The sequence below is a fragment of the Delftia acidovorans NBRC 14950 genome (assembly GCF_001598795.1).
Lineage (GTDB): Bacteria > Pseudomonadota > Gammaproteobacteria > Burkholderiales > Burkholderiaceae_C > Comamonas > Comamonas acidovorans.
The window spans coordinates 306,645-328,646 of sequence record NZ_BCZP01000004.1; the positions used below are offsets into that span (position 1 = coordinate 306,645).

The window sequence follows — 22,002 nt, forward strand, 5'->3', positions numbered from 1 at the left end:
CCGCCCCGCAGCGAAGGTGTCGTCCCCCTCCGCCGCGAAGCGGGTAGAGAGGGGGAAGCGGCGCAGCCGCTCAGGGGGAGCCTTTCATCTCAAATCAGCTTGCAGCCGGTCTGGTCTACGGGCAGGAAGGACTTGCCGGAGCTGACCACATCCACGTAGTCGTCCTTGTTCTTCATCTTGGACTTGGCCTTGCCCTTGAGCAAGTAGTAGCTCTTGAGCACCTGGTGGTCGGCCTTGCGCACTTCTTCCTCGCCCGTCAGGCCCTGGTACTTCATGCCTTCCAGCGCGGCGACAACGGCCTTGGGGTCGGCCGTGCCGGCCTTGATGATGGCGTCGATCATCAGCTTGGTGCAGATGTAGTGGCCGGCCAGGCTGTAGTTGGGATTGGCCTTGAACTTGTCGTTGCAGCGCTGCACCAGGTCGCGGTTGAGCGGCGTGTCCACCGTGTGCCAGTACTGGGCGCCGAAGTACACGCCGTCGCACAGGTCGGCGCCCAGCGATTCGAACTGCTCCAGCCCCGAGGCCCAGGCGATCAGGATGGTCATGTTCTTGTTCATGCCGAAGCTGATGGCCTGGCGCAGCGTGTCCGAGGACTGGGCGCCGAAGTTCAGCAGCAGCAGCACGTCGGGCTTGGCGGCCACGGCATTGGTCAGGTAGCCGCTGAACTCCTTTTCGGTCAGCGAGTGGTAGCTGTTGCCCACATGCTCGATGCCCTTTTCCTTGAAGATGTTCTTGGCCGCCGTCAGCAGGCCGTCGCCGAACACGTACTGCGGCGTGATGGTGTACCAGCGCTTGGCCTTGGGCAGGGATTCGACCAGCGGGCGCACGGTCTGCTCGATGGCGCCGAAGGTGGGCGCCGACCAGCGGAAGGTGGCGCTGTTGCAGTCCTTGCCCGTGATCTCGTCGGCGCCTGCGGTGGTGATGAAGATGCCGCCGGCCTTCTCGGCCTCCTTGCCCATGGCCAGCGCCTCCGACGACAGGATGCCGCCTGCGAAGAAGCGCGTGCCCTGCTGCTGCGAAGACTCCTGCAGCTTGCGCACGGCCGTGGCGGGCTTGCCCTCGGTGTCCAGCACGGTGTAGGCCAGCGGGCGGCCCAGCGCCTTGCCGTACTGCTCGATGGCCAGCTTCATGCCCAGGTCCGCATACTTTCCGTTGGCCGCGAAGGCGCCCGACATGGGCACGGGGCAGGCGAACTGGATGCTGTCCTTGGACTGTGCCCAGACGCTGCGGCCCAGGCCCAGCGATGCGGGCAATGCGCCCAGTGCCGAGAGTTGCAGGAGGTGACGACGTTGCATGGGATCTCCGTGATGGGGACTGAAGGCGCGGCGGCCCGGGTACGCTTTTCAGAGCAAGTTGCATGCCAGTCGAAATGGGTGCGTGCAGGCTCCTTGATTCATATTTATAGTGATAAATAGAAGAAATAGGGCGCGTGCTAACCCTAGGCGGGCACGGCCACGCGCCATGGCGGTGCATACTGCACCAAACCCGCATGCAGACTGGGCGCGGACACGATCCGGTGCCCTTCCGGAGAACACAACAATGGATACACCCAAGTCGCCCTCCCTGGCAATCCGGCAACTCAAGCGCCCGGATCTCGTGGCCCAGGAGATCAAGCGCCTGATCACCGAAAAGAACCTCAGCCCCGGCGACCGCCTGCCGCGCGAAAGCGAGCTGCAGGCACAGTTCCAGGTCAGCAAGGGCACGATCCGCGAGGCCCTCAAATCGCTGGAAGTGCAGGGGCTGATCACCATCTCCACCGGCCCTTCGGGCGGTGGCACGGTCGTCGAGGTGCCGCTGGACCGCACGCTGCAGTTCATGCAGAACTACCTGTTCTTCCAGGAGGTGACCATCGACGACATCTACACGGTGCGCCAGATGCTGGAGCCCGAGCTGGCGGCAGGCGCCGTGCCCCATCTGACCGAGGCGGATTTCGACGCGCTGGAGCACAGCATCGCCTGCTGCGACCCCACGCAAAGCAGCGAGGACCTGGTGAGCCAGCGGCGCGAGGATGTGAACTTCCACGACATCCTTGCAGCGGCCAATCCCAACCCCTTCCTGCGCTTCACCTGCGAGCTCATCAACGAGATGATTCGCCAGCTCATCGTCTTCGCCAACCGCACGCCCCAGTCCGAGCACCGGCGCTTTGGCGAGGCCAATGCCCGGATCCACCGCGACATCGTGCAAGCCGCACGCGAACGGGATGCCGTGAAGGTGCATGCGCTGATGCAGCAGCACATGCGGGACGCGGCCAGCAGCGTCAAGCGCATGAAGGGCCGCATCCAGGGGCGGCTCATCCTGGATGCCGACAGCCTGCGCAGCCCGCGTCCGCAACGCGCCGTGCAGCCGGTGGAAAAGCCGGCGATGGCAGTGCCGAGGACTGCACCAAAAAAGGCAGCAGGGACGACACCCAGAACGGCAGCAAAGATGGCGCCAAGAACAACGGCAAGGCCGGCCGCAAAGACCACCGCAAAAGCCGTCGCAAAGACCAATGCAAAGCCCACTGCAAAGGCGGCTCCGAAGGCACCTCCAAAGGCGCCCGCCACGCCACCCTCCGTGCGTCCCGCCGCCGCACGCAAGCGCGCGGCCTCCTGAACTGTCCCGCGCCGGTCATTGCCGGCCCAGGCCACGCGTTTCGCGCCGCCCGCTGCTGGTATGCTGCCGCGCGCTCGGCCTTCACGCATTCCACCCCCTCACGAGACAACAGCATGAGACAAACCCCTTTCGCATCTTCCCGTACCCCTGCCCTGTGGCGCGCCCTGGCCGGCGGCCTGGCGCTGGCGGCCACGCTGGCGGCGCCCCTTGCCCATGCCCAGGGCGCAGGCAGCTATCCGTCCAAGACCATTCGCCTGGTCGTGCCCTTTGCGCCTGGCGGCTCCACCGACATCCTGGGCCGCCTGCTGGCGCAAAAGATGGGCGAGAGCATGCACACCACGGTGGTGGTGGACAACAAGCCCGGCGCCAACGGCACCATTGGCTGCGACCTGGTGGCCAAGGCGCCGGCCGACGGCTACACCGTGGTGCTGGGCGATGTGGGTTGCATGGCCATGGCCAAGGGCCTGTACACCAAGCTGCCCTATGACCCGCTGCGCGACTTCGCGCCCATCAGCCTGGTGGCACGCAGCCCGCTGGTGCTCACCGTGGGCGCGCAAAGCCCGTTCCACTCGCTCAAGGAGCTGACGGCGGCGGCGCAGGCCCAGCCCGGCAAGCTCAACTACCCCTCGTCGGGCACGGGCGGCCCCAACCACCTGGGCGCCGAGCTGTATGCCATGCAGGCCAAGGTCAAGATCGGCCATGTGCCCTACAAGGGCAGTGCGCCTTCCGTGGTGTCGCTGGCCGCCGGTGAGACCGACTTCGGCTTTCTCACGGCCGTGACGATTGCCGCGCAGCTCAAGGCCGGCAAGGTGCGCGCCCTGGCCGTGGCCCACAACGAACGCCTGCAGTCCATGCCCGACGTGCCCACCATGTCCGAGGCCGGCCTCAAGGACTTCACGGCCGATGCCTGGTTCCTCGCGGCCGTGCCCGCAGGCACGCCCAAGCCCATCGTGGACCGGCTCTACGCCGAGATCGCCAAGGCCCTGCCCGCGCCCGAGGTCAAGGAAAAGCTGGACGCCATGGGCGTGCTGCCCTCGGGCCTCAAGCCCGATGCCTCGGCCCAGTTCCTGCGCGTGGAAGTGGACAAGTGGCGCGATGTGATCAAGAACGCGGGCATCACGCTGGACTGATTTCGCAGCCTTGCCGTTGCCATGTAAAAAGCCCCTGCGGCCTCACGGCCCAGGGGCTTTTCTCATGTGCCGGAGATGCTCAGTTCGTTTCCGTCAGGGCATCGCCCAGGGCGCTGACCAGCCGCTCGATCTCGGCCTTCTCGCTGATGAAGGGCGGCGCTATCTGGATGGTGTCGCCGCCGTAGCGCACGTAAAAGCCCTTGTCCCAGCACTTCATGGCGATCTCGTAGGGACGGCGGGCCGGCTCGCCGGGCAGCGACTCGATGGTGAAGCCCGCAGCCAGGCCGAAGTTGCGGATGTCGGCCACATGCTTTGCTCCCTTGAGGCTGTGCACGGCCTGCTCGAAGAACGGGGCCAGCGCGCGCACGCGGCCCGGGCCGTCCTCGCGCTGCAGCAGGTCCAGCGCGGCCACGCCTGCTGCGCAGGCAATGGGGTGGGCCGAGTAGGTGTAGCCGTGCGGGAACTCCAGCATGTACTCGGGGCCGCCCGCTGCCATGAAGGTGTCGTAGATCTCCCTGCTGGCCACCACGGCGCCCAGGGGCTGGGCGCCATTGGTCACCTGCTTGGCGATGTTCATGATGTCGGGCGTGACGCCGAAGGCCTCGGCCCCCGTCATGGCGCCGCAGCGGCCAAAGCCCGTGATGACCTCGTCGAAGATCAGCAGGATGTTGTTCTGCGTGCAGATCTCGCGCAGGCGCTGCAGGTAGCCGGCCGGGGGAATCACCACGCCGGCCGATCCCGAGAAGGGCTCGACGATGACGGCTGCGATGTTGCTCGCGTCATGCAGGGCGATCAGGTCCAGCAGCCGGTCGGCCAGCGCGCGGCCATCGGTGGTGGGCATGCCTTTGTGGAAGGACCCCAGCGCCGGCTGCGTGTGCGGCAGGTGGTCGGCCTCCACGCCCTGGCCGAAGGTCTTGCGGTTGCCCACCATGCCGCCGACGGAGATGCCGCCGAAGTTCACGCCGTGGTAGCCCTTCTCGCGCCCGATCAGCCGGGTCTTGCCGCCCTGGCCCTTGGCGCGCCAGTAGGCGCGTGCCATCTTCAGCGCCGTGTCGGCCGCCTCCGAGCCCGAGCCCGTGAAGAACACATGGTCCAGGCCTGCAGGCGTCAGCTCCTTGATCTTGTTGGCCAGCGCGAACGAGGCCGGGTGGCCGAACTGGAAGGCCGGCGCATAGTCCAACTGCTGGGCCGCGCGGCCGATGGCTTCGGCGATCTCGCGGCGGCCATGGCCCAGGCCCGAGCACCACAGGCCCGACAGGCCGTCGAAGATCTTGCGGCCGTCGGCATCGGTGTAGTAGGCGCCCTGGGCGCTGGTGATCATGCGCGGGCGCGCCTTGAACTCGCGGTTGCCGGTGAAGGGCATCCAGTGGGCGTCAAGCCAGGCGGCATCGGTGCGCGTGGCGGCTGCAGCGCCTTGTTCGGTGGGAACCAGGGTCATGGTGATCTCCTCGGGCCGGGAAAGAAATAAAGGAACCGGCCCATTGTGATCGTGCCTTTTGATTTCTCGAAGTGCGTGATGTCGAGGTTCACTTGCGGATTCCTGCAAGTGAGCAGGGGCTTGCCGATCCGGGCCCGGAGAGCGCGCATTGTGGGAATCCATGGCCGTCGCCGCCCTGGTGCTCGCCTATAGTGGCTCCCCTGTAGTGGTGGCCGGTTCAGGCGGGCACCGGGAGGCGAAGGGCGATGGTGGATTTTTCGATGGACAGCACCCCAGGCCGCCCGGCGCGGGACGGGCGCGCGCGGGCCGCGCTGGGCCAGTTGGGCGACATGGACCTGCGCCTGCTGCGCGTGTTCAAGGCCGTGGTCGAGTGCGGCGGCATGTCGGCTGCCGAGCTGGAGCTGAACATCGGCAGTTCCACGCTGAGCCGCCACATGAAGGACCTGGAGGAGCGCCTGGGCCTGACGCTGTGCCGGCGCGGGCGCGCGGGCTTCGCACTCACGCCCGAAGGCCACCGCATCTATGAGGCCACCTTGCAACTGCTCGGTGGCGTGGAAGGCTTCCTGGGCCAGGTGGACGACATCCATGGCCGGCTGGCCGGCACGCTGGACGTGGCGCTGTTCGACAAGACCGTGGGCAATCCGCAGTCGCGCATTCCCGAGGCGATCGGCGTTTTGCACGACCAGGCGCCGCAGCTGCATCTGCGCCTGCATGTGGCCTCCATCCAGGCCATCGAGCGGGGGCTGATGGAGGGGCGCTGGCAGGTGGGCGTGCTGCCATCGGCACCCAGTTCGGGCGCGCTGGACAGCGCCCGGCTGTTTGGCGAGCGCATGCAGCTGTACTGCGCTCCCGGCCATCCGCTGCATGGCGCCGACCATGGCGGGCTGGACTGGGACAGCCTGGGTGCGCATGCCTTCGCAGGCCTGGGCTACCAGTCACCCAACATGGCGCTCAGCCACCAGGCCGGCCTGCAGCGCCAGGCCACGGGTTTTGACCAGGAGGCCATTGCCATGCTGGTGCGATCGGGCCGCTACCTGGGCTTTCTGCCCGATCACTATGCACAGGCCATGCAGGACCAGGGCCTGCTGCAGGCCGTGGCACCGCACCGCTTTTTCTATCTGTGCGATTTCTTCGCCGTCTGGCGCAATGCCGTGGCCCCTGGGCGTGCGGCCCGGGTGTTCATTGACGCCCTGCTGGCCGTGCACCATGGATGAACGGGTTCATCACAGCCTTGGAAAGAGGAAATTCACAGGTTTGATATCAGGATGTGCACAGGTTTTTGCACAGCTTGTGCTCAGGTTTTTGCAGCGTATGCGCTTGACAATGTTTGGCATTGTGGCTGGTGCCAGGGCTTCAGTCCGTCCCGATTGCGCCGACATGCATGCATGGATTCCGTGTCGGCCCTGGGCCGTACGAGCAGCGCCTTGATACCAACGATTTCGCATTTCCCGGGTTCTTGCCACCATGCGCCGCCATGTCCACCTCTCTTGCCGCCACGGCAGGGCCGGGTTTCAGCCCGTGCCGCCATCGACCATCCTGGCCAGGGTCTCGGCCAGCCATTTCCCGAATGAGTTTGCGCCAAGGGGCTGCATGGGTTTCGGCATGGGCATGGGCATGGGCATGGGCATGTTCATCTCCGTGCTCCCGGCAGGCTCAGGCTGCAGCCGTGGGCGGCGCCATCGCGGCGGCGGCATCGGCACGGCGGCGCAGGCCCCGTTCCCAGAGCTTTTCATGGAAGAAGAAGGCCACGGCCTGGACAGTGGGCTCCAGCAGGCTGAGCGTCAGCGCGGCCCAGAGGTTGCGGGTCACGGCATAGGCCACGGCCGCCGCCACCGTGACGTGGATGACGTAGTAGCTGGCGGTTTTCATCAGCGTGTGGCGGTGGTGGTGCAAGGTCTGGCGGATGCGGGTCATGGTGCTTTCCTCGGGGCTTTTCTCGTGATGAGACTCCATGCTAGGTGTGATCAATAGCTGCGGCCAATCGAAAATGAATATCAAAGACATGAAGACTATCGATGGCGGGCAGGCAGGTGCCGTGGCCCTGTGCCATTCAGGGGGGGCGCCATGAATTGGGACGAGATCTTCGTGCTCGGATGGGCACCCCATCCGCAGTGGTTCCAGTGGCTGCATCCGGGCCTGGTGACGCTGTCGGTGGTGGTGGCCGTGGCCACGTCGATGATGGCCATGCAGATCGCGGGGCTGGCGCGCAATGCCGCCTCGCCCCGGATACGCCGCACCGGCGTGCTGACCGGCGCCTTCTGCCTGGGCGCCGGCATCTGGGCCATGCACTTCATCGGCATGCTCGCCTTTGTGCCCTGCACCTTCGGCGACTACGACCCCTGGATCACCGCGCTGTCCATGCTGCCCAGCATGCTGGCGTCCTGGCTGGCGCTGACGCTGATGGTGCGGCCCCGGCTGTCCGCCCAGGCGCTGGTCGGCGGCGGCGTGCTCATGGGGCTGGGCATTGGCTCCATGCACTACATCGGCATGGCGGCGGCCCAGACCTGGAGCCTGATGCTCTACGACCCCTGGGGCGTGCTGCTGTCGGTGATCGTGGCCGCCACCATGGCCATGCTGTCGCTGTGGGTGCGCTTTCGGCTGGGCAACACGGGCCGCCTGTGGCCCACGCTGGTGGCCGGCATAGTCATGGGCCTGGCCATTTCCTGCATGCACTATGCGGGCCTGTACGCACTGCGCCTCAAGCCCGGTATCGATGCGCTGGCGCAGCAGGAGGCACCCACGCATGCGCTGCTGGTGTTCTCCATCGTGGGCGTGGTGGTGCTGATCTTCGGCTTGGTGCTCGCGGTCAACATGACGCTGCGCTACCGCCAGATCTACCGGCAGGTCCAGCGCAGCGAGTCGCGCCTGCGCGCCGTGGTGGATACGGCGGTGGACGGCATCGTGATGATCGACGGGCGCGGCAGCATCGTCTCGTTCAACGGCGCGGCCGAGCGGCTGCTGGGCTGGACGGCGCAGGAGGTGCTGGGCCGCAGCGCCAGCCTGCTCATGCCTGCGTCGGGCTGCGATGGTGAGGGCGGCTCGCTGGAAAAGCAGCTGGCCGCGGGCTTTGCAGGCCTGCTCGGCTCCAGCCGCGATGTCCATGCCCTGCACAAGGACGGCACGCAGATCGCCGTGCGCCTGGCCGTGGGCCGGGTGGCGATTGCGGGCGATCCGCTGTTCGTGGGCTTTGTGACCGACATCCGCGAGCGCCGCCAGATGCTGCAGTCGCTGCGCCGCAGCGAGGAGCAGTACCGCACCCTGATCAACAACGTGCCCGGCACCACCTTCCGCTGCCTGTATGACGGCAAGTGGACGCCGCTGCTGCTCAGCCGCTCCATCAAAGAGCTGACCGGCTGGACGGAGCAGGACTTCACGGACGGGCTCACGGGCTGGGACCGGCTCATCCATGCCGAGGACCGCGACCGGCTGGAGGCTGCGGTCTCGCATTCGCTGTCACGGCGCCAGACCTACAACGCCGACTACCGCCTGCTGCACCGCGACGGCAGCACCCGCTGGGTGTCCGAGACCGGGCGCGGCGTCTTCAACGAGCACGACGAGCTGACCTGGATCGACGGCGTGATCATGGACCAGACGGCGGCGCGCGCGCGCAATGCCGAGTTCGAGGGCACGGTGCGCGCCATCGACCTGTCGCTGGCCACCATCGAGTACGACCTGCTGGGCCAAGTGCTGCGCGCCAACCGCAATTTCCTGGACCTGTTCGGCTACCGGCTCGACGAGGTCGCGGGCCGCCACCACGGCATGTTCTGCGAGCCCGGCTATGCCCACACGCCCGAGCATGTGCAGTTCTGGCGCCGGCTGGCCGAGGGCGAGTTCCAGGCCGGCGAATTCCTGCGCTGCGGGCGCGAGGGGCGGCGCATCTGGGTGCAGGCCACCTACAACCCCATACGCGACGCCGACGGCCGGCCCTACAAGATCGTCAAGCTGCTCACCGACATCAGCGCCCAGCGCAAGCTGGCCCAGGAGCTGGTGCTGGCCAAGGAGCATGCCGAGGCGGCCGCCGCCGCGCGCAGCACCTTCCTGGCCAACATGAGCCACGAAATCCGCACGCCCATGAACGCCATCATCGGCTTCACCGAGGCGCTGCGCGAAACCGCCCTGCAGCCCACGCAGGCGCGCTACCTGGACACGGTGCACTACGCGGCGCGCTCCATGCTGCGCCTGCTCAATGACATCCTGGACACGGCCAAGCTCGACAAGGGCGCGGTGGAGCTGGAGATCGAGGATTTCTCGGTGCGCGAGCTGTGCCAGCAGATCCTGGCGTCGCTGCGCATCACGGCCGACCGCAAGGGCCTGGACCTGCGCCTGGACTACGACCCGCACACCCCGGCAGCCCTGCGCGGCGACGGCATGCGCGTGCAGCAGATCCTGGTGAACCTGCTGGGCAATGCCGTGAAGTTCACCGAGCGTGGCCATGTGCTGCTGCGCGTGCGCTACGAGCAGGGCGTGCTGCAGCTCGATGTGCATGACACGGGCATCGGCATCGCGCCCGAGAAGATCCACCGCATCTTCGACCCCTTTGCCCAGGCCGATGCCTCGACCACGCGGCGCTTTGGCGGCACGGGCCTGGGCACGACCATCTCGCGCCAGCTGGCCGAGCTCATGGGCGGCAGCATCCAGCTGCACAGCACCGTGGGCGTGGGCACGGTGTTCGAGGTGCGCCTGCCCCTGCCGGTCGGCGAGAGTCCGCTGTCCGAGCGCGGCGCGGCCAGCCGCGGCCTGCCGCCGCTGCACATCCTGGCCGTGGACGATGTGCCCGAGAACCTGGAGCTGCTGCAGATCAACTTCTCCAGCCAGAACCACCAGATGGCGCTGGCGCATGACGGCGCCGAGGCGCTGCGCTGCGTGCAGGCACAGGAGCCGCCCTTCGACGTGGTGCTGATGGACCTGCAGATGCCGGGCATGGACGGCCTGGCGGCGGCGCGTGCCATCCGCGTCTGGGAGCGGCAGCTGCAGCGCCGGCCCGTGCCCATCGTCGCGCTGTCGGCCAGCGTGCTGGAGAAGGACCGCAGCGACGCCAGCGCCGCCGGCATGGACGGCTTTGCCTCCAAACCGCTGGACATGGCGCGGCTGCAGGCCGAGATCGCGCGGCTGCTGTCGCTGCAGGTGGCGCTCAAGGAGGCCAGGCCGCCCGCGCCCGCCAGTGCCCAGGCGGGGCTGCCCGATGTCACGGTGGACTGGGCCTCGGGCATTGCGCTGTGGGGCCGGGTCGATCCGCTGGTGGCCGCCATTCGGCGCTTTCTGAACGAGCAGCTTGATCTGGCCGATCGCCTGCGCCGCGCCCTGCAGCGCCCGGGGGCCGAAGCCCTGGTGGGCCTGGCGCACCGCGTGCGCGGCGCGGCAGGCAACCTGGGGCTGCAGGCTGTATACCGCCTGGCATCGCGCCTGGAAGGCCATGCGCAGGATGGCGCCCCGCAGCCCCAGCTGCTTGCCCTCATCGACCAGTTGCAGCAGGCGCTGGATGCCGTGACGCAGGAGCTGCGCCAGCGCCATCCGGCCGCCATGCCGGTGGCCGAGGTCGCGGGCCAGGCGCTGCCCGGCGGCACGGCACCGGCGCCGCCCGTGACCGATGCCGGGCCGCAGGGCGGCGCGTCCTGCCTGCCGGCCGATGCCCGGCCCTGGCTGGAGCGCATCGTTGCCGCATTGCAAAGCGGGGAGCTGGACGGGCAGGCCATGCAGGCCCTGGTGCGCATACTGACGGCCGAACAGCTGCAACCACTGCAGCAGGCACTGGATAATTTCGACTTCGAGCGTGCGCAGGAATGCGCCCAGCAGCTGCAGCAGCAACTGCCCTCGATCGATGGAGACAGAGCATGAATGCGCCCAATCTACTGGCAACGGACAAGCGCCCGCGCCTGCTGCTGGTCGATGACGACCCGACCAACCTGCATGTGCTGCGCCAGATCCTGGGCGAGGACTACCGGCTCTCGTTCGCCACGGACGGGCGCAAGGCACTGCAGCTGGCACAGCACCAGCCGGACCTGATCCTGCTGGACATCATGATGCCCGAGCTGGACGGCTACGCCGTGTGCCGCCAGCTCAAGGCACATGCCGACACCGCCCGCATCCCGGTGATCTTCATCACGGCCCTGTCGGACGGGCAGGACGAGGCGCTGGGCTTTGCCTCCGGCGCGGTGGACTACATCGTCAAGCCCGTGCGTGCGCCTGTGGTGCGCGCGCGGGTGCGCAACCACCTGTCGCTGGTCAAGCTCGACGAGTTGCGCAGCACCCGCCTGCAGATCGTGCAGCGCCTGGGCCGCGCGGCCGAGTACCGCGACAACGAAACCGGCATGCACGTGATCCGCATGAGCCACTACGCAAAGACGTTGGCGCTGGCGGCCGGCTGCACGGACGAGTGGGCGGACGACCTGCTCAACGCCGCGCCCATGCACGACGTGGGCAAGATCGGCATCCCCGACGCCATCCTGCTCAAGAACGGCCCGCTGACGGCCGAGGAATGGACGGTCATGCGCCGCCATCCGCAGATCGGCGCCGAGATCATTGGCGAGCACGACTCCCAGGTGCTGCAGATGGCCTACAGCATTGCGCTGACCCATCACGAGAAATGGGACGGCACGGGCTACCCGCAGGGCCTGGCGGGCGAGGACATTCCGCTGGCCTCGCGCATCGTGGCCGTGGCCGACGTGTTCGACGCGCTCACCACGGAGCGCCCCTACAAGCACGCCTGGACCGTGGACGACGCCATGGAGCACATAGAGCAGCAGGCCGGCGCCCACTTCGACCCGCGCCTGGTGCCGCTGTTCATCGGCCTGCGCCCGCAGCTGGAAGACATACGCGAGCGCTGGAAGGATTGACCGCACCGGCAGCACCGATTCCGGCAGGGCATGCTGGGGCATGGGCCATCGCTTACCCTGGCGGGCCTGCCATCGGCGCTCAAATGACCTGTCCATGTCTTCTCCCCCGCCCCTCGCTGGCCGCTTCCATGTCCGCGCACTGACCGCTGCCGACCTGTCCGATCTGCTGCACATCCAGCTGGCCTGCTATGGCGCGGACTATGCCGAGAGCGGCGAGGTCTTTGCGCGGCGCCTGGCCAGCGCGGCGAACTGCTCGCTGGCGCTGGAGCAGGGCGGTCGGGTGCGCGCCTACCTCGCGGCCTACCGCAGCCGGATGGCCAAGATCACCCCGCTGCACGGTGACTTCGAAGCCGTGGAACAGGCCGACACCCTCTACCTGCACGACATGGCCGTGCACCCCGACGCTGCAGGCCAGGGCCTGGCGCGCGCGCTGCTGGCGCCGCTGTGGGACAGGGCGCGTGCCGAGGGCCTGCGCCACACGGCCCTGGTCTCGGTGCAGGGCTCACGCGGCTACTGGGAGCGCCATGGCTATGCCGTGCAGGCGCTGGTGAACCCGCTGCAGCAGCAGCGCCTGGACAGCTATGGCGATGATGCGCTGTACATGGTCCGGCCGCTGTAGGGCGCGGTGTCGCGTGGGTGGCCGGCAGGGCGTGTTGAGGGCGTGTTGATGGGGTTTTGGCCGGGACGTGCTGGCCGCCTCTGGTCATAATGCGCGCCATGCCCGATCGCTGGAAACCCAATGTCACTGTGGCGGCCATCATTGAGCGCGATGGCCGTTTTCTGCTGGTGGAAGAAGACACGGCCGATGGCGTGCGCTACAACACGCCCGCAGGCCATCTCGACCCGGCCGAGTCGCCCATCGCCGCCTGCGTGCGCGAGGTCGATGAGGAAACCGCGCACGACTTCGTGCCCACGGCCCTGGTCGGCATTTACCTGAACCGCTTCGTGCGCACGCGCACGGGTTCGGACATCACTTATCTGCGCTTTGCGTTCACGGGCGAGCTGGGCGGGTTCCGGCCCGGCCAGCCGCTGGACGACGGCATCCTGCGCACGGTCTGGATGACGCTGGACGAACTGAAGGCCTGCACCGCCCAGCACCGCAGCCCGCTGGTGATGCAAAGCATCGAGGACTACCTGGCCGGCCGCCGCTACCCGCTGGAGCTGATCCATACCGATCCCAGCGTGATGCAGGCTCCGCAGCCCCACTGAGTCACCAAGGCACCGAGCACCATGCCGGCCCTGTCTGTCACAAAACGCCACGCTCCCGCGTCTTGATGGCATGCAGACCTCCTCCGCCCCTGACGATCCCCTGGCGCTGTTCGAACGCCACCGCCCGCGCCTGTTCGGCCTGGCCTACCGCATGCTGGGCCAGCGCGCCGATGCCGAGGACCTGGTCCAGGAAGCCTGGCTGCGCTGGCATGGCGCCGAGCGCGCCGGCATAGAGCAGCCCGAGGCCTGGCTGGTCTCCGTGACCACGCGCCTGGCCATAGACCGGCTGCGCCGCCTGCGCGCCGAGCGCGAGCACTACCAGGGCTTCTGGCTGCCCGAGCCCCTGGTCCAGCCCTGGGCCGAGGAGGCCGCCCCCTCGGCCGAAGACCTGCTGGAGCGTGCCCACGACGTGTCCACGGCCCTGATGTTCGTGCTGGAGCAGCTCACGCCCGACGAACGTGCGGCCTTCCTGCTGCGCGAGATCTTCGATGCCGACTATGCCGAGGTGGCCCAGGCCCTGGGCCGCAGCGAGGCCGCCTGCCGCCAGCTCGTGCACCGCGCGCGCAGCCATGTGCAGGCCGGCCGCCCGCGCTTTGCGGCGCCGCCCGAGGCCCATGCCGCGCTGCTGCAGCGCTTTGCGCAGGCCGTGCAGGGGGGAAACTTCGCGCAGATCCAGGCGCTGTTCGCGCCCGATGCCGAACTCATCAGCGACGGCGGCGGCAAGGTGCCCTCGTTCGGCCGCGTGCTGGAGACGGGCCGGCGCCTGGCCCTGCTGTACTTCGCCACCACGCGCCGCATGCGGCGCAACGGCCAGCAACAGAGCCTGCATCTGGCGCGCGTCAACGGCCTGCCCGGCCTGCTGCGCTGCATCGACGGCGAACTGGAGTCCGTGCAGACGCTGCTGGTCGAGGACGGCCTGATCCGCTGCATCTACACGCTGCGCAACCCCGACAAGCTGGCCGGCGTGGCTGTGCCGGCGCCACTGCCGTTCCCGGCAGGCCCTGCAGCGTAGTCAGATGGTCAGATGAACTGAAGATCGCGGGGCGTGACGCCCTCGAACACGCGCTGCAGCTGAGCCGGGCTCAATCCATACATGCGCTGGAACAGGCCGCCCAGCACGGCGCGGTACTCGTTGAGCACGGGATGGTCGCGGTTCTGGAACAGGTTTTTCTGGTTGACTTCGACCTGCTCGCCCACGATGCGACCGCCCGCATGCGAGGACAGCCCGCCGCCCAGCAGCCAGTAGGTCGTGCCGTGGCCGTGGTCCGTGCCCTTGTTGCCGTTCTCGCGGAAGGTGCGGCCGAACTCGCTGATCACCACCACCACCGTATGCCGCCAGGCCTCGGGGCCGATCTCCTGGGCAAAGCCGGCCAGGCCCCGGCCCAGCTCGTCCAGCCGCCCGGCCAGCGCGCCCGTGGCGCCGCCCTGGGCCACATGCGTGTCCCAGCCTCCCACATCGACGAAGCCCAGGTCGAAGCGATCGCGCATCAGGGCCGCCATGCGCTGCGCCACCAGGGCAAAGCCGCGTGCGCTGATGGCATTGCGCCCGGCCTGGTCCATTTCCTCCTGCACGCTGCGCTGCACGGCATCACGAACCGCAAAGCCCTCCTGCACGGCCGGGCCCAGGGCCGTGCCCGCATACATGGCGGCAATGGCCTGGCTGCGGCGATCGTCCAGGCCGCCCTTGCCCACGGATGCCAGCGCCATGTTGGCGGCCGGCAGGCTGCCGCGCAGCAGCAGCGGAAGCTGGGGCGTGAAGGCCATGGGCGATACCGCCGTGCGGCCATCCTGTCCCAGCACCTGGGCCAGCCGGTTCAGAAAGCCCGACTGGTAGCTGCGGCGCCCGTCCAGGCCCTGGCCCAGCTCGATGGAGTCCTGCGTCTCGAAATGGCTGCGCGACAGGTCGTGCGTTCCCGCAAAGGGCACAAAGCAGGCCTGGCCTGCCTGGAACAGCGGGTGGATGCTGTCCTGCAGCACCGGGTGCAGGCCCCAGCGGTCGTCCAGCGCCAGGGCTCCCCGGGCCTCGCCGGGCCGGGCAATGGCGATGCTGGGGCGGACCTCGTAGTAGAAGTCGCTGTGCGTGGGCACGAGCAGATTGCTGCTGTCATAGGCGCCGCGCAGGAACACCAGCAGCAGGCGCGGCGTGGCTGGCTGGGGCGTGGCGGCCTGCAGCCGGCCCAGGTGGGCGGCAAGGGGCAGGGTGGAGGCCAGGGACAGAAAGTGGCGTCGCTGCATGGACAGACTCCCGGGGGTCAGCGGAACATCATTTCGGGGGCGGACAGGAAGTAGGTATTCCAGTCCGCCGGATTGCGGGCCTGGGCCAGTGCCGCCTGCGTGGCCTGGCTCCACTGCGGCAGGCGCTGGCGCACGCTGGCCAATTCCGACAGCGTGGGGTAGGGCGGCTTCTCCAGCGCGTCTGCGGGGTCGGCGCGGAACAGCACGGCGCTGCGCGTGGCGATCTGGCGCGCCACCTCGAAGCGCGCCGCCATCTGGCCCGAGCTGGCCCAGTCGGACTGCATCTGCGGATAGCCGTCCGGCGTCTCGTGCGCATAGAGGTTCTGCCCCAGCCGGTTCACCCAGCCCAGCACCGGCGCCACGTCGGCCGCCACGCGCTGGTCCACCGACAGCCGCGTGGCGGCCAGCACGTAGTGCAGCGGATCGCGGAACTTGCGGCCGAAGCGGGCGGCCTCGGGATCGGCCAGCAGCGTGGCCACGGTGGCCGCGATATCGCCCCGGCTGCGCGTGAAGGCCTGGGCCGTGCGCTGCACCAGGGCGGGCGGCGGATCGTCGGCAATGAAGAACACCGCCAGCTTGCGCGCGATGAACTGCGCCGTGGCCGGCGAGGCGACGATGCGGTCCAGCGCCTCCTGGACCTCGGTCATGCCGCGTGCGTGCATGGGCTGGCCCAGGAAGGTCTTGGGGCCGTAGTCGTGCCGGTTGGGGTTGAACTCGAAAAAGCCCGAGCGCAGGTAGTCGCCCTGGCGCTCGGGGCGCATGCGCGGCGGCGGCGTGCCGACCGGCTGCAGGCTGATGCCCACGCCGGTCAGGATGCGCGCCATCTCCTGCACATCGGCCTGGGTGTAGCCGCTGCCCACGCCCATGGTGTGCAGCTCCAGCAGTTCGCGCGCGTAGTTCTCGTTGATGCGGCCTGCCGCATTGCTGGCGTTGTCCAGGTAGCGCAGCATGGCCGGGTGGCGCAGCGAGGCTTCCAGCAGGCTGCGAAAGCTGCCCAGCGCATGCGGGCGTATGGCCTGCTCCTCGTAGTCGCCCACCCAGGCGCGGATATCGGCCTTGCGCAGGCTGACGCTGAAATGGTTCATCCAGAACCAGGTCATCTGCTCCTGCAGCTGCGCCGGCGAGTACAGCGCACGGATCACGAAGCGCTTCTGGGCATCGTTGCCCAACTGGTTCAGCGTGCGCTGGTAGGTCTGCTGCAGCGTGGCCTTTTCATCGGCCGATGCCGCCTCCTGCACGGCCTTGCGCTGGGTCTCCAGTTCCAGCAGCACCTCGTTCATGGGGCGCTGGCTGATGCCCAGCTGGTCAATCCGCTGCTGTGCCTGCGGCGGCAGCGGCCGGGGGCCGGGCTGCAACTGCCGGGCCAGCCAGGCCTTGAGGCCCAGGCGCTGCAGCTGTGCCTCCTCGCTGTCGTTGGCGCCCCAGGTCACGCGGTCCAGCCATTGCTGGCGTTGCGCTGCGGTGAGCGGTGCCTCGGCCACTCCCTGCAGCGCGGCTGCTGCGGACGGCGGCGGGGCCTGCAAGGACGCACAGCCTGTGGCTAGGACGATGGCGGAGAAAGTGAGAGCGATGGCGAACGGCGAAGTGCGGCGCATGGTGTCTCGGTGGGTAGGGGAAATCCATTGGACGCCAGCATCCTCCACCCATGTGCTTCGCCCTGTAAAGCGCCGGTAGCAAAAAGTAAAAGGCAAAAAAAAGCGGAGTGTGAAGCACTCCGCTTTTTCTGAGGGACCCGGCCTTACTTGCTTGCCCGGCTTGCGCACTCCGCGCAGTGTCCGTACAGGGCCATCGAATGGTCCTGGATCACCCAGCCCTTGGCCTTGGCGATCAGGTTCTGGCGCTTTTCGATATCGGGATCGTAGAACTCCTCGACCTTGCCGCAGCTGGTGCACACGAAGTGGTCGTGGTGCTGGCCTTCATTGAGTTCGTAGACGGCCTTGCCGCTCTCGAAATTGCTGCGGATGAGGATGCCGGCCTGCTCGAACTGCGTGAGCACGCGGTAGACCGTGGCCAGGCCGATGTCCGAGCGTTCGTCCAGCAGCACGCGGAACACGTCTTCGGCCGTCATGTGGCGTTGCGCACCCGTCTGGAAGATCTCCAGGATCTTCAGGCGGGGAAGCGTGGCCTTCAGGCCGGTACTCTTGAGTTCGTCGATGTTCTTCATGTCTGGGTCTTTGGCAGAGACTGCCCGCTGGACTGCCACCATGGCAGGCGCGGGGCGGCGAACAAAATGGCCCTGGTGCCAGGGGCGTCGCATGATCGCAAGCCCTCGGGACCAGCCGCTACAATGATCCACGATCATATCCCTATGCTGATACCAATGCATGTTCAAGCCCGTTGCCGCACGAGTGCGGCCCTGATGCTGTCGATCGGGGTGGCGCTGGCAGGCTGCAGCAGCCTCGATGGCGCCGCGCACCGAGTCGCCAATGTCGTCACTCCCTACAAGGTCGAGGTCGTCCAAGGCAACTTCGTCTCCCGTGAACAGGTCGAGGCCCTGCAGCCCGGCATGAGCCGCCAGCAGGTGCGCGACATTCTCGGCACGCCGCTGGTCACCAGCGTATTCCACGCCGACCGCTGGGAATATGTGTTCACCATCAAGCGCCCCGGCGTCGATTCTCAGGTGCGCAAGCTGACCGTCTTCTTCAACGGCGACCTGTTTGCCCGCTCCGAAGGCGACGAGATGCCCACCGAGGCCGAATTCGTCGCCAGCCTGGGCTCCAAGAAGAAGCTGGGCAAGATTCCTCAACTGGAAGCCAGCGAGGAGCAGCTGTCCAAGTTCCCGGCCGCCAAGCCTGTGGAAGAGCCCGTGGCTGCCGAGCCGCCGCCCACAGCGGCCAGCTACCCGCCACTGGAATCCGGCGCCCGTTGATATCGCCGCCCGCGCGCCGCAAGGCATGCGGGCGTTTTTCCGTGGATGAAGGCCGCTGCAGCGCCTGTCTGGCGCCGCTTTTGCCTGCTGTCCATGCATTGAGCTTGTGCATCCCTTTCCCGACATGAACGCCACGACTGCCACTTCCTCCAGCAACAACCAGCGCCTGCGTGTGGCCGTGGCCGGCGCCTCCGGCCGCATGGGCCGCATGCTGATCGAGGCCATCGCGCAAAGCGATGACCTTGCGCTGGCCGCCGCGCTGGACCGCGCCGACAGCCCTTCGCTGGGCACCGATCCCTCGGCCTTCCTGGGCCAGCCCAGCGGCATCGCCATCGAAAGCGATGTGCGTGCCGCGCTGTCCAAGGCCGATTGCCTGATCGACTTCACGCGCCCCGAAGGCACGATGGACCACCTGGCCATCTGCGCCGAGCTGGGCGTCAAGCTGGTCATCGGCACCACGGGCTTCAGCGACGAGGAAAAGGCCCGCATCGCCGAGTACGCCCAGCGCACGGCCGTGGTGCTGTCGCCCAACATGAGCGTGGGCGTGAACGTCACCTTCAAGCTGCTGGAGATGGCGGCCAAGGCGCTGTCCAGCGGCTATGACATCGAAATCGTCGAGGCCCACCACCGCCACAAGGTCGATGCCCCCTCGGGCACGGCCCTCAAGATGGGCGAGGTCATCGCCGAAGCCCAGGGCACGAAGCTGGCCGACCGCGCCGTCTACGAGCGCTTCGGCCACACCGGCGCGCGCGAGGACAACACCATCGGCTTTGCCACCGTGCGCGGCGGCGACATCATCGGCGACCACACGGTGCTGTTCGCGGGCACGGGCGAGCGCATCGAGATCTCGCACAAGTCCAGCAGCCGTGCCGGCTATGCGCAGGGCAGCCTGCGGGCGGCGCGCTTCCTGGCGGGCAAGACCAGCGGCCAGTACGACATGTACGCCGTATTGGGCCTGTGACGAGGCTCGCAGCACGGGCAAGGTAAAACCATGAGCGGTCCACTCTGGCTCTGGTGGCAGCAAGGCGATGCCGTCGCGCGCGGCACGGCGCTGCTGCTGCTGGCGCTGTCGGTGGCCAGCTGGGTGGTCATCGTCTGGAAGATCTGGTTCATGGCCGCCAGCCGCCGCCGCGTTCCACAGGCCATTGCGGCCTTCTGGAGTGCGCCGGACCTGGCCACGGGCCAGGCCCGCATGGCCGAGGGCGATCGCCAGCAACTGGTGGCGCCCATGGCCTGGGCCGTGTCCCAGGCCCTCGCGCCCACGGGCAGCAGCGGCATGGCGCTCTCGGGGCGCGCAGCGCGCTCCGTGCGCCTCACGCGCGGCCTTCGTCAGGCGCTGCAGTCGGCCAGCCACCAGCTTCAATGGGGCCAGACCCTGCTGGCCACCGTGGGCGCCACGGCGCCCTTCGTCGGCCTGCTGGGCACCGTCTGGGGCATTCACCACGCGCTGGCCACGCTGGCCGGCAGCGGACAGATCGGCATCGAGCAACTGGCCGGCCCTGTGGGCGAGGCCCTGGTGATGACGGCAGCCGGCCTGGCCGTGGCCCTGCCGGCCGTGCTGGCCTATAACCTGCTCGGCCGCGCCGCCGCCCAGATGGAAGCCCTGCTCGAAGGCTTTGCCCATGACCTGCAGGCCATGTTCGGCCTGGAGCAGCCCGGGCAGGCGCAGCAGGATGACGGCATGCCCGTCGCCGGCCTGCCGGCCGGCCCCATGGAAGCGCCCTGACCGGGCGGCCAGGCAGGAGCGCACATGGCCTTCGGACGACTGAGCGGCAAGGAGAGCGCCCCCCAGCCCATGCACGCCATCAACGTCACCCCGCTGGTGGATGTGATGCTGGTGCTGGTGGTCATCTTCATTCTTGCGGCACCCATGCTGGCCGCCTCCCTGCGCGTGCAATTGCCCCAGGCCCAGGGCACCCAGCCCATGGCGGCAGCGGGCGAGGACGATGCGCTGCTGCTGGAGGTCGATGCGCAGGGCGCGCTCTGGGTGCAGGGCCAGCCCACCACGCCCGAGGCACTGCGCGAGCGCCTGGCCCGGCTTGGCGCCCGCAATCCCCAGGCCGAGTTGCAATTGCGTGCCGACCAGGCCGTGCCCTATGGCCGCGTGGCCGAGCTCATGGGCTGGGCCCACGCGGCGGGCCTGACGCGCATGGGCTTCGTGGCGGAGCCTGCGCGAAGCCAGGAGGGCCGGTCCGCCGCCGTCCTGGGCCCCTCCGGCGCCGGGCGCTGAAACGCCTCCGGGCCTGCGCCCGCGAACCTAATCCTGTCCTTCGGGCCAGCGCTCGTTGCCCGCCAGCCGCAGATGCTGGCCATGGTCCGAGGAGCGCTGGTACAGACTGAGCCCGAACAGCGGCAGCATGCCGATCAGGTGATCGAAGATCGCGCCCTGTATGGCCTCGTACTCCACCCAGACCGTGGTGCTGGTGTAGCAAAACAGCTCCAGCGGCACGCCCATGGGCGAAGGCTCCATGGTGCGCACCAGCAAAAACATGTTCGGCGTCTTGTGGATGTGCGGATGGCGCAGCAGGTAGGCGTATGCATAGGCCTTGAAAACGGCCAGATTGCTGAGTTGCTGCGCGGCCATCTCGCTGCCTGCAGGCGCGTCGGCCATGCGCAGGTCGCCGCTGCGGGTCCAATGGTCCTTCAGGGGCTCCAGCAGCGCCAGTTTCTGCCGCTGCTCGGGCGTCAGCAGGCGGATGGTGTGGGCGTCTATGTGCAGCGACCGGCGGATGCGGCGCCCGCCTGACTCGAACATGCCGCGCCAGTTCTTGTAACTGTCGCTCATCAGCCGCCAGGTGGGAATGGTGGTGATGGTCTTGTCCCAGTTCTGCACCTTCACCGTGTGCAGCGCGATGTCGATCACGAAGCCATCGGCGCCGACCTGGGGCATCTCTATCCAGTCGCCCACGCGCAGCATGTCGTTGGAGCCCAGCTGCACGCCGGCCACGAAGGACATGATGGTGTCCTTGAAGATCAGCATCAGCACGGCCGAGGCTGCGCCCAGGCCCGACAGCAGCAGCAACGGAGAGCGGTCCACCAGGGTCGCGACGATGAGCACGATGGCGATCAGGAACACCAGCAGCTTGCCCAGCTGCACATAGCTCTTGATCGAATGGGCCTGCGTGGCCTTGCGCTCTTCCTTGAGCTCGTGCGCCTCGTTCATGGCGTTGAGCAGGGCGCTGATCACGCGGGCCACGTGGTAGATGGTGCAGGCGATGGCCAGGTTCAGGATCAGCGTGGCCCACTGCGGCTGCAGCTGCGGGATGGCCTGCACGCCGGACTGCATGACCAGCGAAGGCACGGCCTTGGCCAGCCGCTGCAGCACGCTGTCGTGCAGCAGCACCTGTGCCCATTCCATCTCCACCAGCGTGCTGCGCATGCGCGGAAGCACGCGCAGCAGCAGCCATTGCACGACAAACCCCGCCGAGCGGGCCAGCAGCACCAGCGCGCACAGCGCGGCCAGGGCCTGCATGACGGGATCCCAGCCGGAAATCAAAGACCAGTTCAGCAAGAGAAACTCCAGGGCATTGCAGTGCCGGCCTGCCTGCGGCCGGCACCATGAGGCCGCGCGCGGTGGCGGCATGCCCGGGAGATGCGCATCGTTTCCTGCGCAAGCCCGGGCTGGCGATGGAGGAACGCCTGCGGCATGGCGCCGCAGAGTTGGCAAGCATACGCAGTGCGGCTTTTCCCCGTGCC

The 22,002-nt window shown here is 68.1% G+C and carries 19 protein-coding genes; 12 read left to right on the plus strand and 7 right to left on the minus strand.

Annotation, left to right across the window (positions count from 1 at the left end; all coding sequences use genetic code 11):
- Positions 1-89: 89 nt before the first annotated feature.
- Positions 90-1,295 carry an ABC transporter substrate-binding protein gene (locus tag DA1_RS07480; RefSeq protein WP_034397457.1) on the minus strand — a complete coding sequence of 402 codons (1,206 nt, stop codon included), beginning with the start codon at positions 1,293-1,295 and terminating at the stop codon, positions 90-92.
- 244 nt (positions 1,296-1,539) lie between these two features.
- On the opposite strand from DA1_RS07480, the gene DA1_RS07485 reads away from it, so the two are divergent.
- Both DA1_RS07485 and DA1_RS07490 read left to right on the plus strand, forming a co-directional pair.
- On the plus strand, positions 1,540-2,592 hold the full coding sequence (locus tag DA1_RS07485; RefSeq protein ID WP_034397454.1) for a FadR/GntR family transcriptional regulator: 1,053 nt from the start codon (positions 1,540-1,542) through the stop codon (positions 2,590-2,592).
- 113 nt (positions 2,593-2,705) lie between these two features.
- On the plus strand, positions 2,706-3,722 hold the full coding sequence (locus tag DA1_RS07490; RefSeq protein WP_013804784.1) for a Bug family tripartite tricarboxylate transporter substrate binding protein: 1,017 nt from the start codon (positions 2,706-2,708) through the stop codon (positions 3,720-3,722).
- A gap of 79 nt (positions 3,723-3,801) precedes the next feature.
- On the opposite strand, the gene aptA is transcribed toward DA1_RS07490, so the two are convergent.
- Positions 3,802-5,160 (minus strand): omega-aminotransferase AptA, encoded by a 1,359-nt coding sequence (gene aptA, locus DA1_RS07495; RefSeq protein WP_034397452.1) that lies wholly within the window; start codon positions 5,158-5,160, stop codon positions 3,802-3,804.
- Positions 5,161-5,405: 245 nt separating this feature from the next.
- On the opposite strand from aptA, the gene DA1_RS07500 reads away from it, so the two are divergent.
- Complete coding sequence (locus DA1_RS07500) at positions 5,406-6,374, plus strand: LysR family transcriptional regulator (protein ID WP_034397450.1); 969 nt, start codon at positions 5,406-5,408, stop codon at positions 6,372-6,374.
- 439 nt (positions 6,375-6,813) lie between these two features.
- Here DA1_RS07500 and DA1_RS07505 read toward each other — a convergent pair whose 3' ends face one another.
- Entirely contained in the window at positions 6,814-7,074 is a 261-nt protein-coding gene (locus tag DA1_RS07505) for a DUF2061 domain-containing protein (RefSeq protein ID WP_013804781.1), read from the minus strand.
- A 150-nt stretch (positions 7,075-7,224) separates the two neighbouring features.
- Here DA1_RS07505 and DA1_RS07510 point away from each other — a divergent pair, with 150 nt between their 5' ends.
- The 5 genes from DA1_RS07510 (at position 7,225) to sigJ (ending at position 14,214) form a co-directional block, all read left to right on the plus strand.
- Positions 7,225-10,995: a PAS domain S-box protein gene (locus tag DA1_RS07510; protein ID WP_034397448.1), complete on the plus strand. Its 3,771-nt coding sequence runs from the start codon at positions 7,225-7,227 to the stop codon at positions 10,993-10,995.
- A complete protein-coding gene (locus tag DA1_RS07515) occupies positions 10,992-11,993 on the plus strand; it encodes an HD-GYP domain-containing protein (protein ID WP_034397447.1) in 1,002 nt (333 codons plus the stop codon). Before DA1_RS07510 ends, DA1_RS07515 begins: the two co-directional genes overlap by 4 nt.
- 94 nt (positions 11,994-12,087) lie before the next feature.
- Entirely contained in the window at positions 12,088-12,612 is a 525-nt protein-coding gene (locus DA1_RS07520) for a GNAT family N-acetyltransferase (protein WP_034397445.1), read from the plus strand.
- Positions 12,613-12,701: 89 nt separating this feature from the next.
- On the plus strand, positions 12,702-13,202 hold the full coding sequence (locus DA1_RS07525) for an NUDIX hydrolase (protein WP_034397443.1): 501 nt from the start codon (positions 12,702-12,704) through the stop codon (positions 13,200-13,202).
- A 70-nt stretch (positions 13,203-13,272) separates the two neighbouring features.
- Positions 13,273-14,214 (plus strand): RNA polymerase sigma factor SigJ, encoded by a 942-nt coding sequence (gene sigJ / locus DA1_RS07530; protein ID WP_034397441.1) that lies wholly within the window; start codon positions 13,273-13,275, stop codon positions 14,212-14,214.
- A gap of 8 nt (positions 14,215-14,222) precedes the next feature.
- Here sigJ and DA1_RS07535 read toward each other — a convergent pair whose 3' ends face one another.
- From DA1_RS07535 to fur, 3 genes are all read right to left on the minus strand, one after another.
- Positions 14,223-15,437 carry a DUF1501 domain-containing protein gene (locus DA1_RS07535; protein WP_034397439.1) on the minus strand — a complete coding sequence of 405 codons (1,215 nt, stop codon included), beginning with the start codon at positions 15,435-15,437 and terminating at the stop codon, positions 14,223-14,225.
- 17 nt (positions 15,438-15,454) lie between these two features.
- Positions 15,455-17,032 carry a DUF1800 domain-containing protein gene (locus DA1_RS07540; protein ID WP_034397438.1) on the minus strand — a complete coding sequence of 526 codons (1,578 nt, stop codon included), beginning with the start codon at positions 17,030-17,032 and terminating at the stop codon, positions 15,455-15,457.
- 143 nt (positions 17,033-17,175) lie between these two features.
- Positions 17,176-17,601 carry a ferric iron uptake transcriptional regulator gene (fur, locus tag DA1_RS07545; protein WP_034397437.1) on the minus strand — a complete coding sequence of 142 codons (426 nt, stop codon included), beginning with the start codon at positions 17,599-17,601 and terminating at the stop codon, positions 17,176-17,178.
- A 156-nt stretch (positions 17,602-17,757) separates the two neighbouring features.
- Here fur and DA1_RS07550 point away from each other — a divergent pair, with 156 nt between their 5' ends.
- The 4 genes from DA1_RS07550 to DA1_RS07565 all read left to right on the plus strand — a co-directional run bounded on the left by DA1_RS07550 (position 17,758) and on the right by DA1_RS07565 (position 20,536).
- Positions 17,758-18,306: an outer membrane protein assembly factor BamE gene (locus DA1_RS07550; RefSeq protein ID WP_034397436.1), complete on the plus strand. Its 549-nt coding sequence runs from the start codon at positions 17,758-17,760 to the stop codon at positions 18,304-18,306.
- A 124-nt stretch (positions 18,307-18,430) separates the two neighbouring features.
- On the plus strand, positions 18,431-19,267 hold the full coding sequence (gene dapB / locus DA1_RS07555; RefSeq protein ID WP_034399021.1) for a 4-hydroxy-tetrahydrodipicolinate reductase: 837 nt from the start codon (positions 18,431-18,433) through the stop codon (positions 19,265-19,267).
- 30 nt (positions 19,268-19,297) lie between these two features.
- Positions 19,298-20,032: a MotA/TolQ/ExbB proton channel family protein gene (locus DA1_RS07560; protein ID WP_034397435.1), complete on the plus strand. Its 735-nt coding sequence runs from the start codon at positions 19,298-19,300 to the stop codon at positions 20,030-20,032.
- 24 nt (positions 20,033-20,056) lie between these two features.
- Positions 20,057-20,536 carry an ExbD/TolR family protein gene (locus tag DA1_RS07565; RefSeq protein ID WP_012207802.1) on the plus strand — a complete coding sequence of 160 codons (480 nt, stop codon included), beginning with the start codon at positions 20,057-20,059 and terminating at the stop codon, positions 20,534-20,536.
- Between the two features lie 27 nt (positions 20,537-20,563).
- Here DA1_RS07565 and DA1_RS07570 read toward each other — a convergent pair whose 3' ends face one another.
- Positions 20,564-21,778: a mechanosensitive ion channel family protein gene (locus DA1_RS07570; protein ID WP_034397433.1), complete on the minus strand. Its 1,215-nt coding sequence runs from the start codon at positions 21,776-21,778 to the stop codon at positions 20,564-20,566.
- Between the last annotated feature and the right edge of the window lie 224 nt (positions 21,779-22,002).

Bases quoted from the DNA above. Each gene is read 5' to 3' on its own strand.
- DA1_RS07480 (WP_034397457.1), bottom strand. From the start codon at position 1,295: ATGCAACGTCGTCACCTCCTGCAACTCTCGGCACTGGGCGCATTGCCC.
- DA1_RS07485 (WP_034397454.1), top strand. From the start codon at position 1,540: ATGGATACACCCAAGTCGCCCTCCCTGGCAATCCGGCAACTCAAGCGC.
- DA1_RS07490 (WP_013804784.1), top strand. From the start codon at position 2,706: ATGAGACAAACCCCTTTCGCATCTTCCCGTACCCCTGCCCTGTGGCGC.
- aptA (WP_034397452.1), bottom strand. From the start codon at position 5,160: ATGACCCTGGTTCCCACCGAACAAGGCGCTGCAGCCGCCACGCGCACC.
- DA1_RS07500 (WP_034397450.1), top strand. From the start codon at position 5,406: ATGGTGGATTTTTCGATGGACAGCACCCCAGGCCGCCCGGCGCGGGAC.
- DA1_RS07505 (WP_013804781.1), bottom strand. From the start codon at position 7,074: ATGACCCGCATCCGCCAGACCTTGCACCACCACCGCCACACGCTGATG.
- DA1_RS07510 (WP_034397448.1), top strand. From the start codon at position 7,225: ATGAATTGGGACGAGATCTTCGTGCTCGGATGGGCACCCCATCCGCAG.
- DA1_RS07515 (WP_034397447.1), top strand. From the start codon at position 10,992: ATGAATGCGCCCAATCTACTGGCAACGGACAAGCGCCCGCGCCTGCTG.
- DA1_RS07520 (WP_034397445.1), top strand. From the start codon at position 12,088: ATGTCTTCTCCCCCGCCCCTCGCTGGCCGCTTCCATGTCCGCGCACTG.
- DA1_RS07525 (WP_034397443.1), top strand. From the start codon at position 12,702: ATGCGCGCCATGCCCGATCGCTGGAAACCCAATGTCACTGTGGCGGCC.
- sigJ (WP_034397441.1), top strand. From the start codon at position 13,273: ATGCAGACCTCCTCCGCCCCTGACGATCCCCTGGCGCTGTTCGAACGC.
- DA1_RS07535 (WP_034397439.1), bottom strand. From the start codon at position 15,437: ATGCAGCGACGCCACTTTCTGTCCCTGGCCTCCACCCTGCCCCTTGCC.
- DA1_RS07540 (WP_034397438.1), bottom strand. From the start codon at position 17,032: ATGCGCCGCACTTCGCCGTTCGCCATCGCTCTCACTTTCTCCGCCATC.
- fur (WP_034397437.1), bottom strand. From the start codon at position 17,601: ATGAAGAACATCGACGAACTCAAGAGTACCGGCCTGAAGGCCACGCTT.
- DA1_RS07550 (WP_034397436.1), top strand. From the start codon at position 17,758: ATGCATGTTCAAGCCCGTTGCCGCACGAGTGCGGCCCTGATGCTGTCG.
- dapB (WP_034399021.1), top strand. From the start codon at position 18,431: ATGAACGCCACGACTGCCACTTCCTCCAGCAACAACCAGCGCCTGCGT.
- DA1_RS07560 (WP_034397435.1), top strand. From the start codon at position 19,298: ATGAGCGGTCCACTCTGGCTCTGGTGGCAGCAAGGCGATGCCGTCGCG.
- DA1_RS07565 (WP_012207802.1), top strand. From the start codon at position 20,057: ATGGCCTTCGGACGACTGAGCGGCAAGGAGAGCGCCCCCCAGCCCATG.
- DA1_RS07570 (WP_034397433.1), bottom strand. From the start codon at position 21,778: ATGCAGGCCCTGGCCGCGCTGTGCGCGCTGGTGCTGCTGGCCCGCTCG.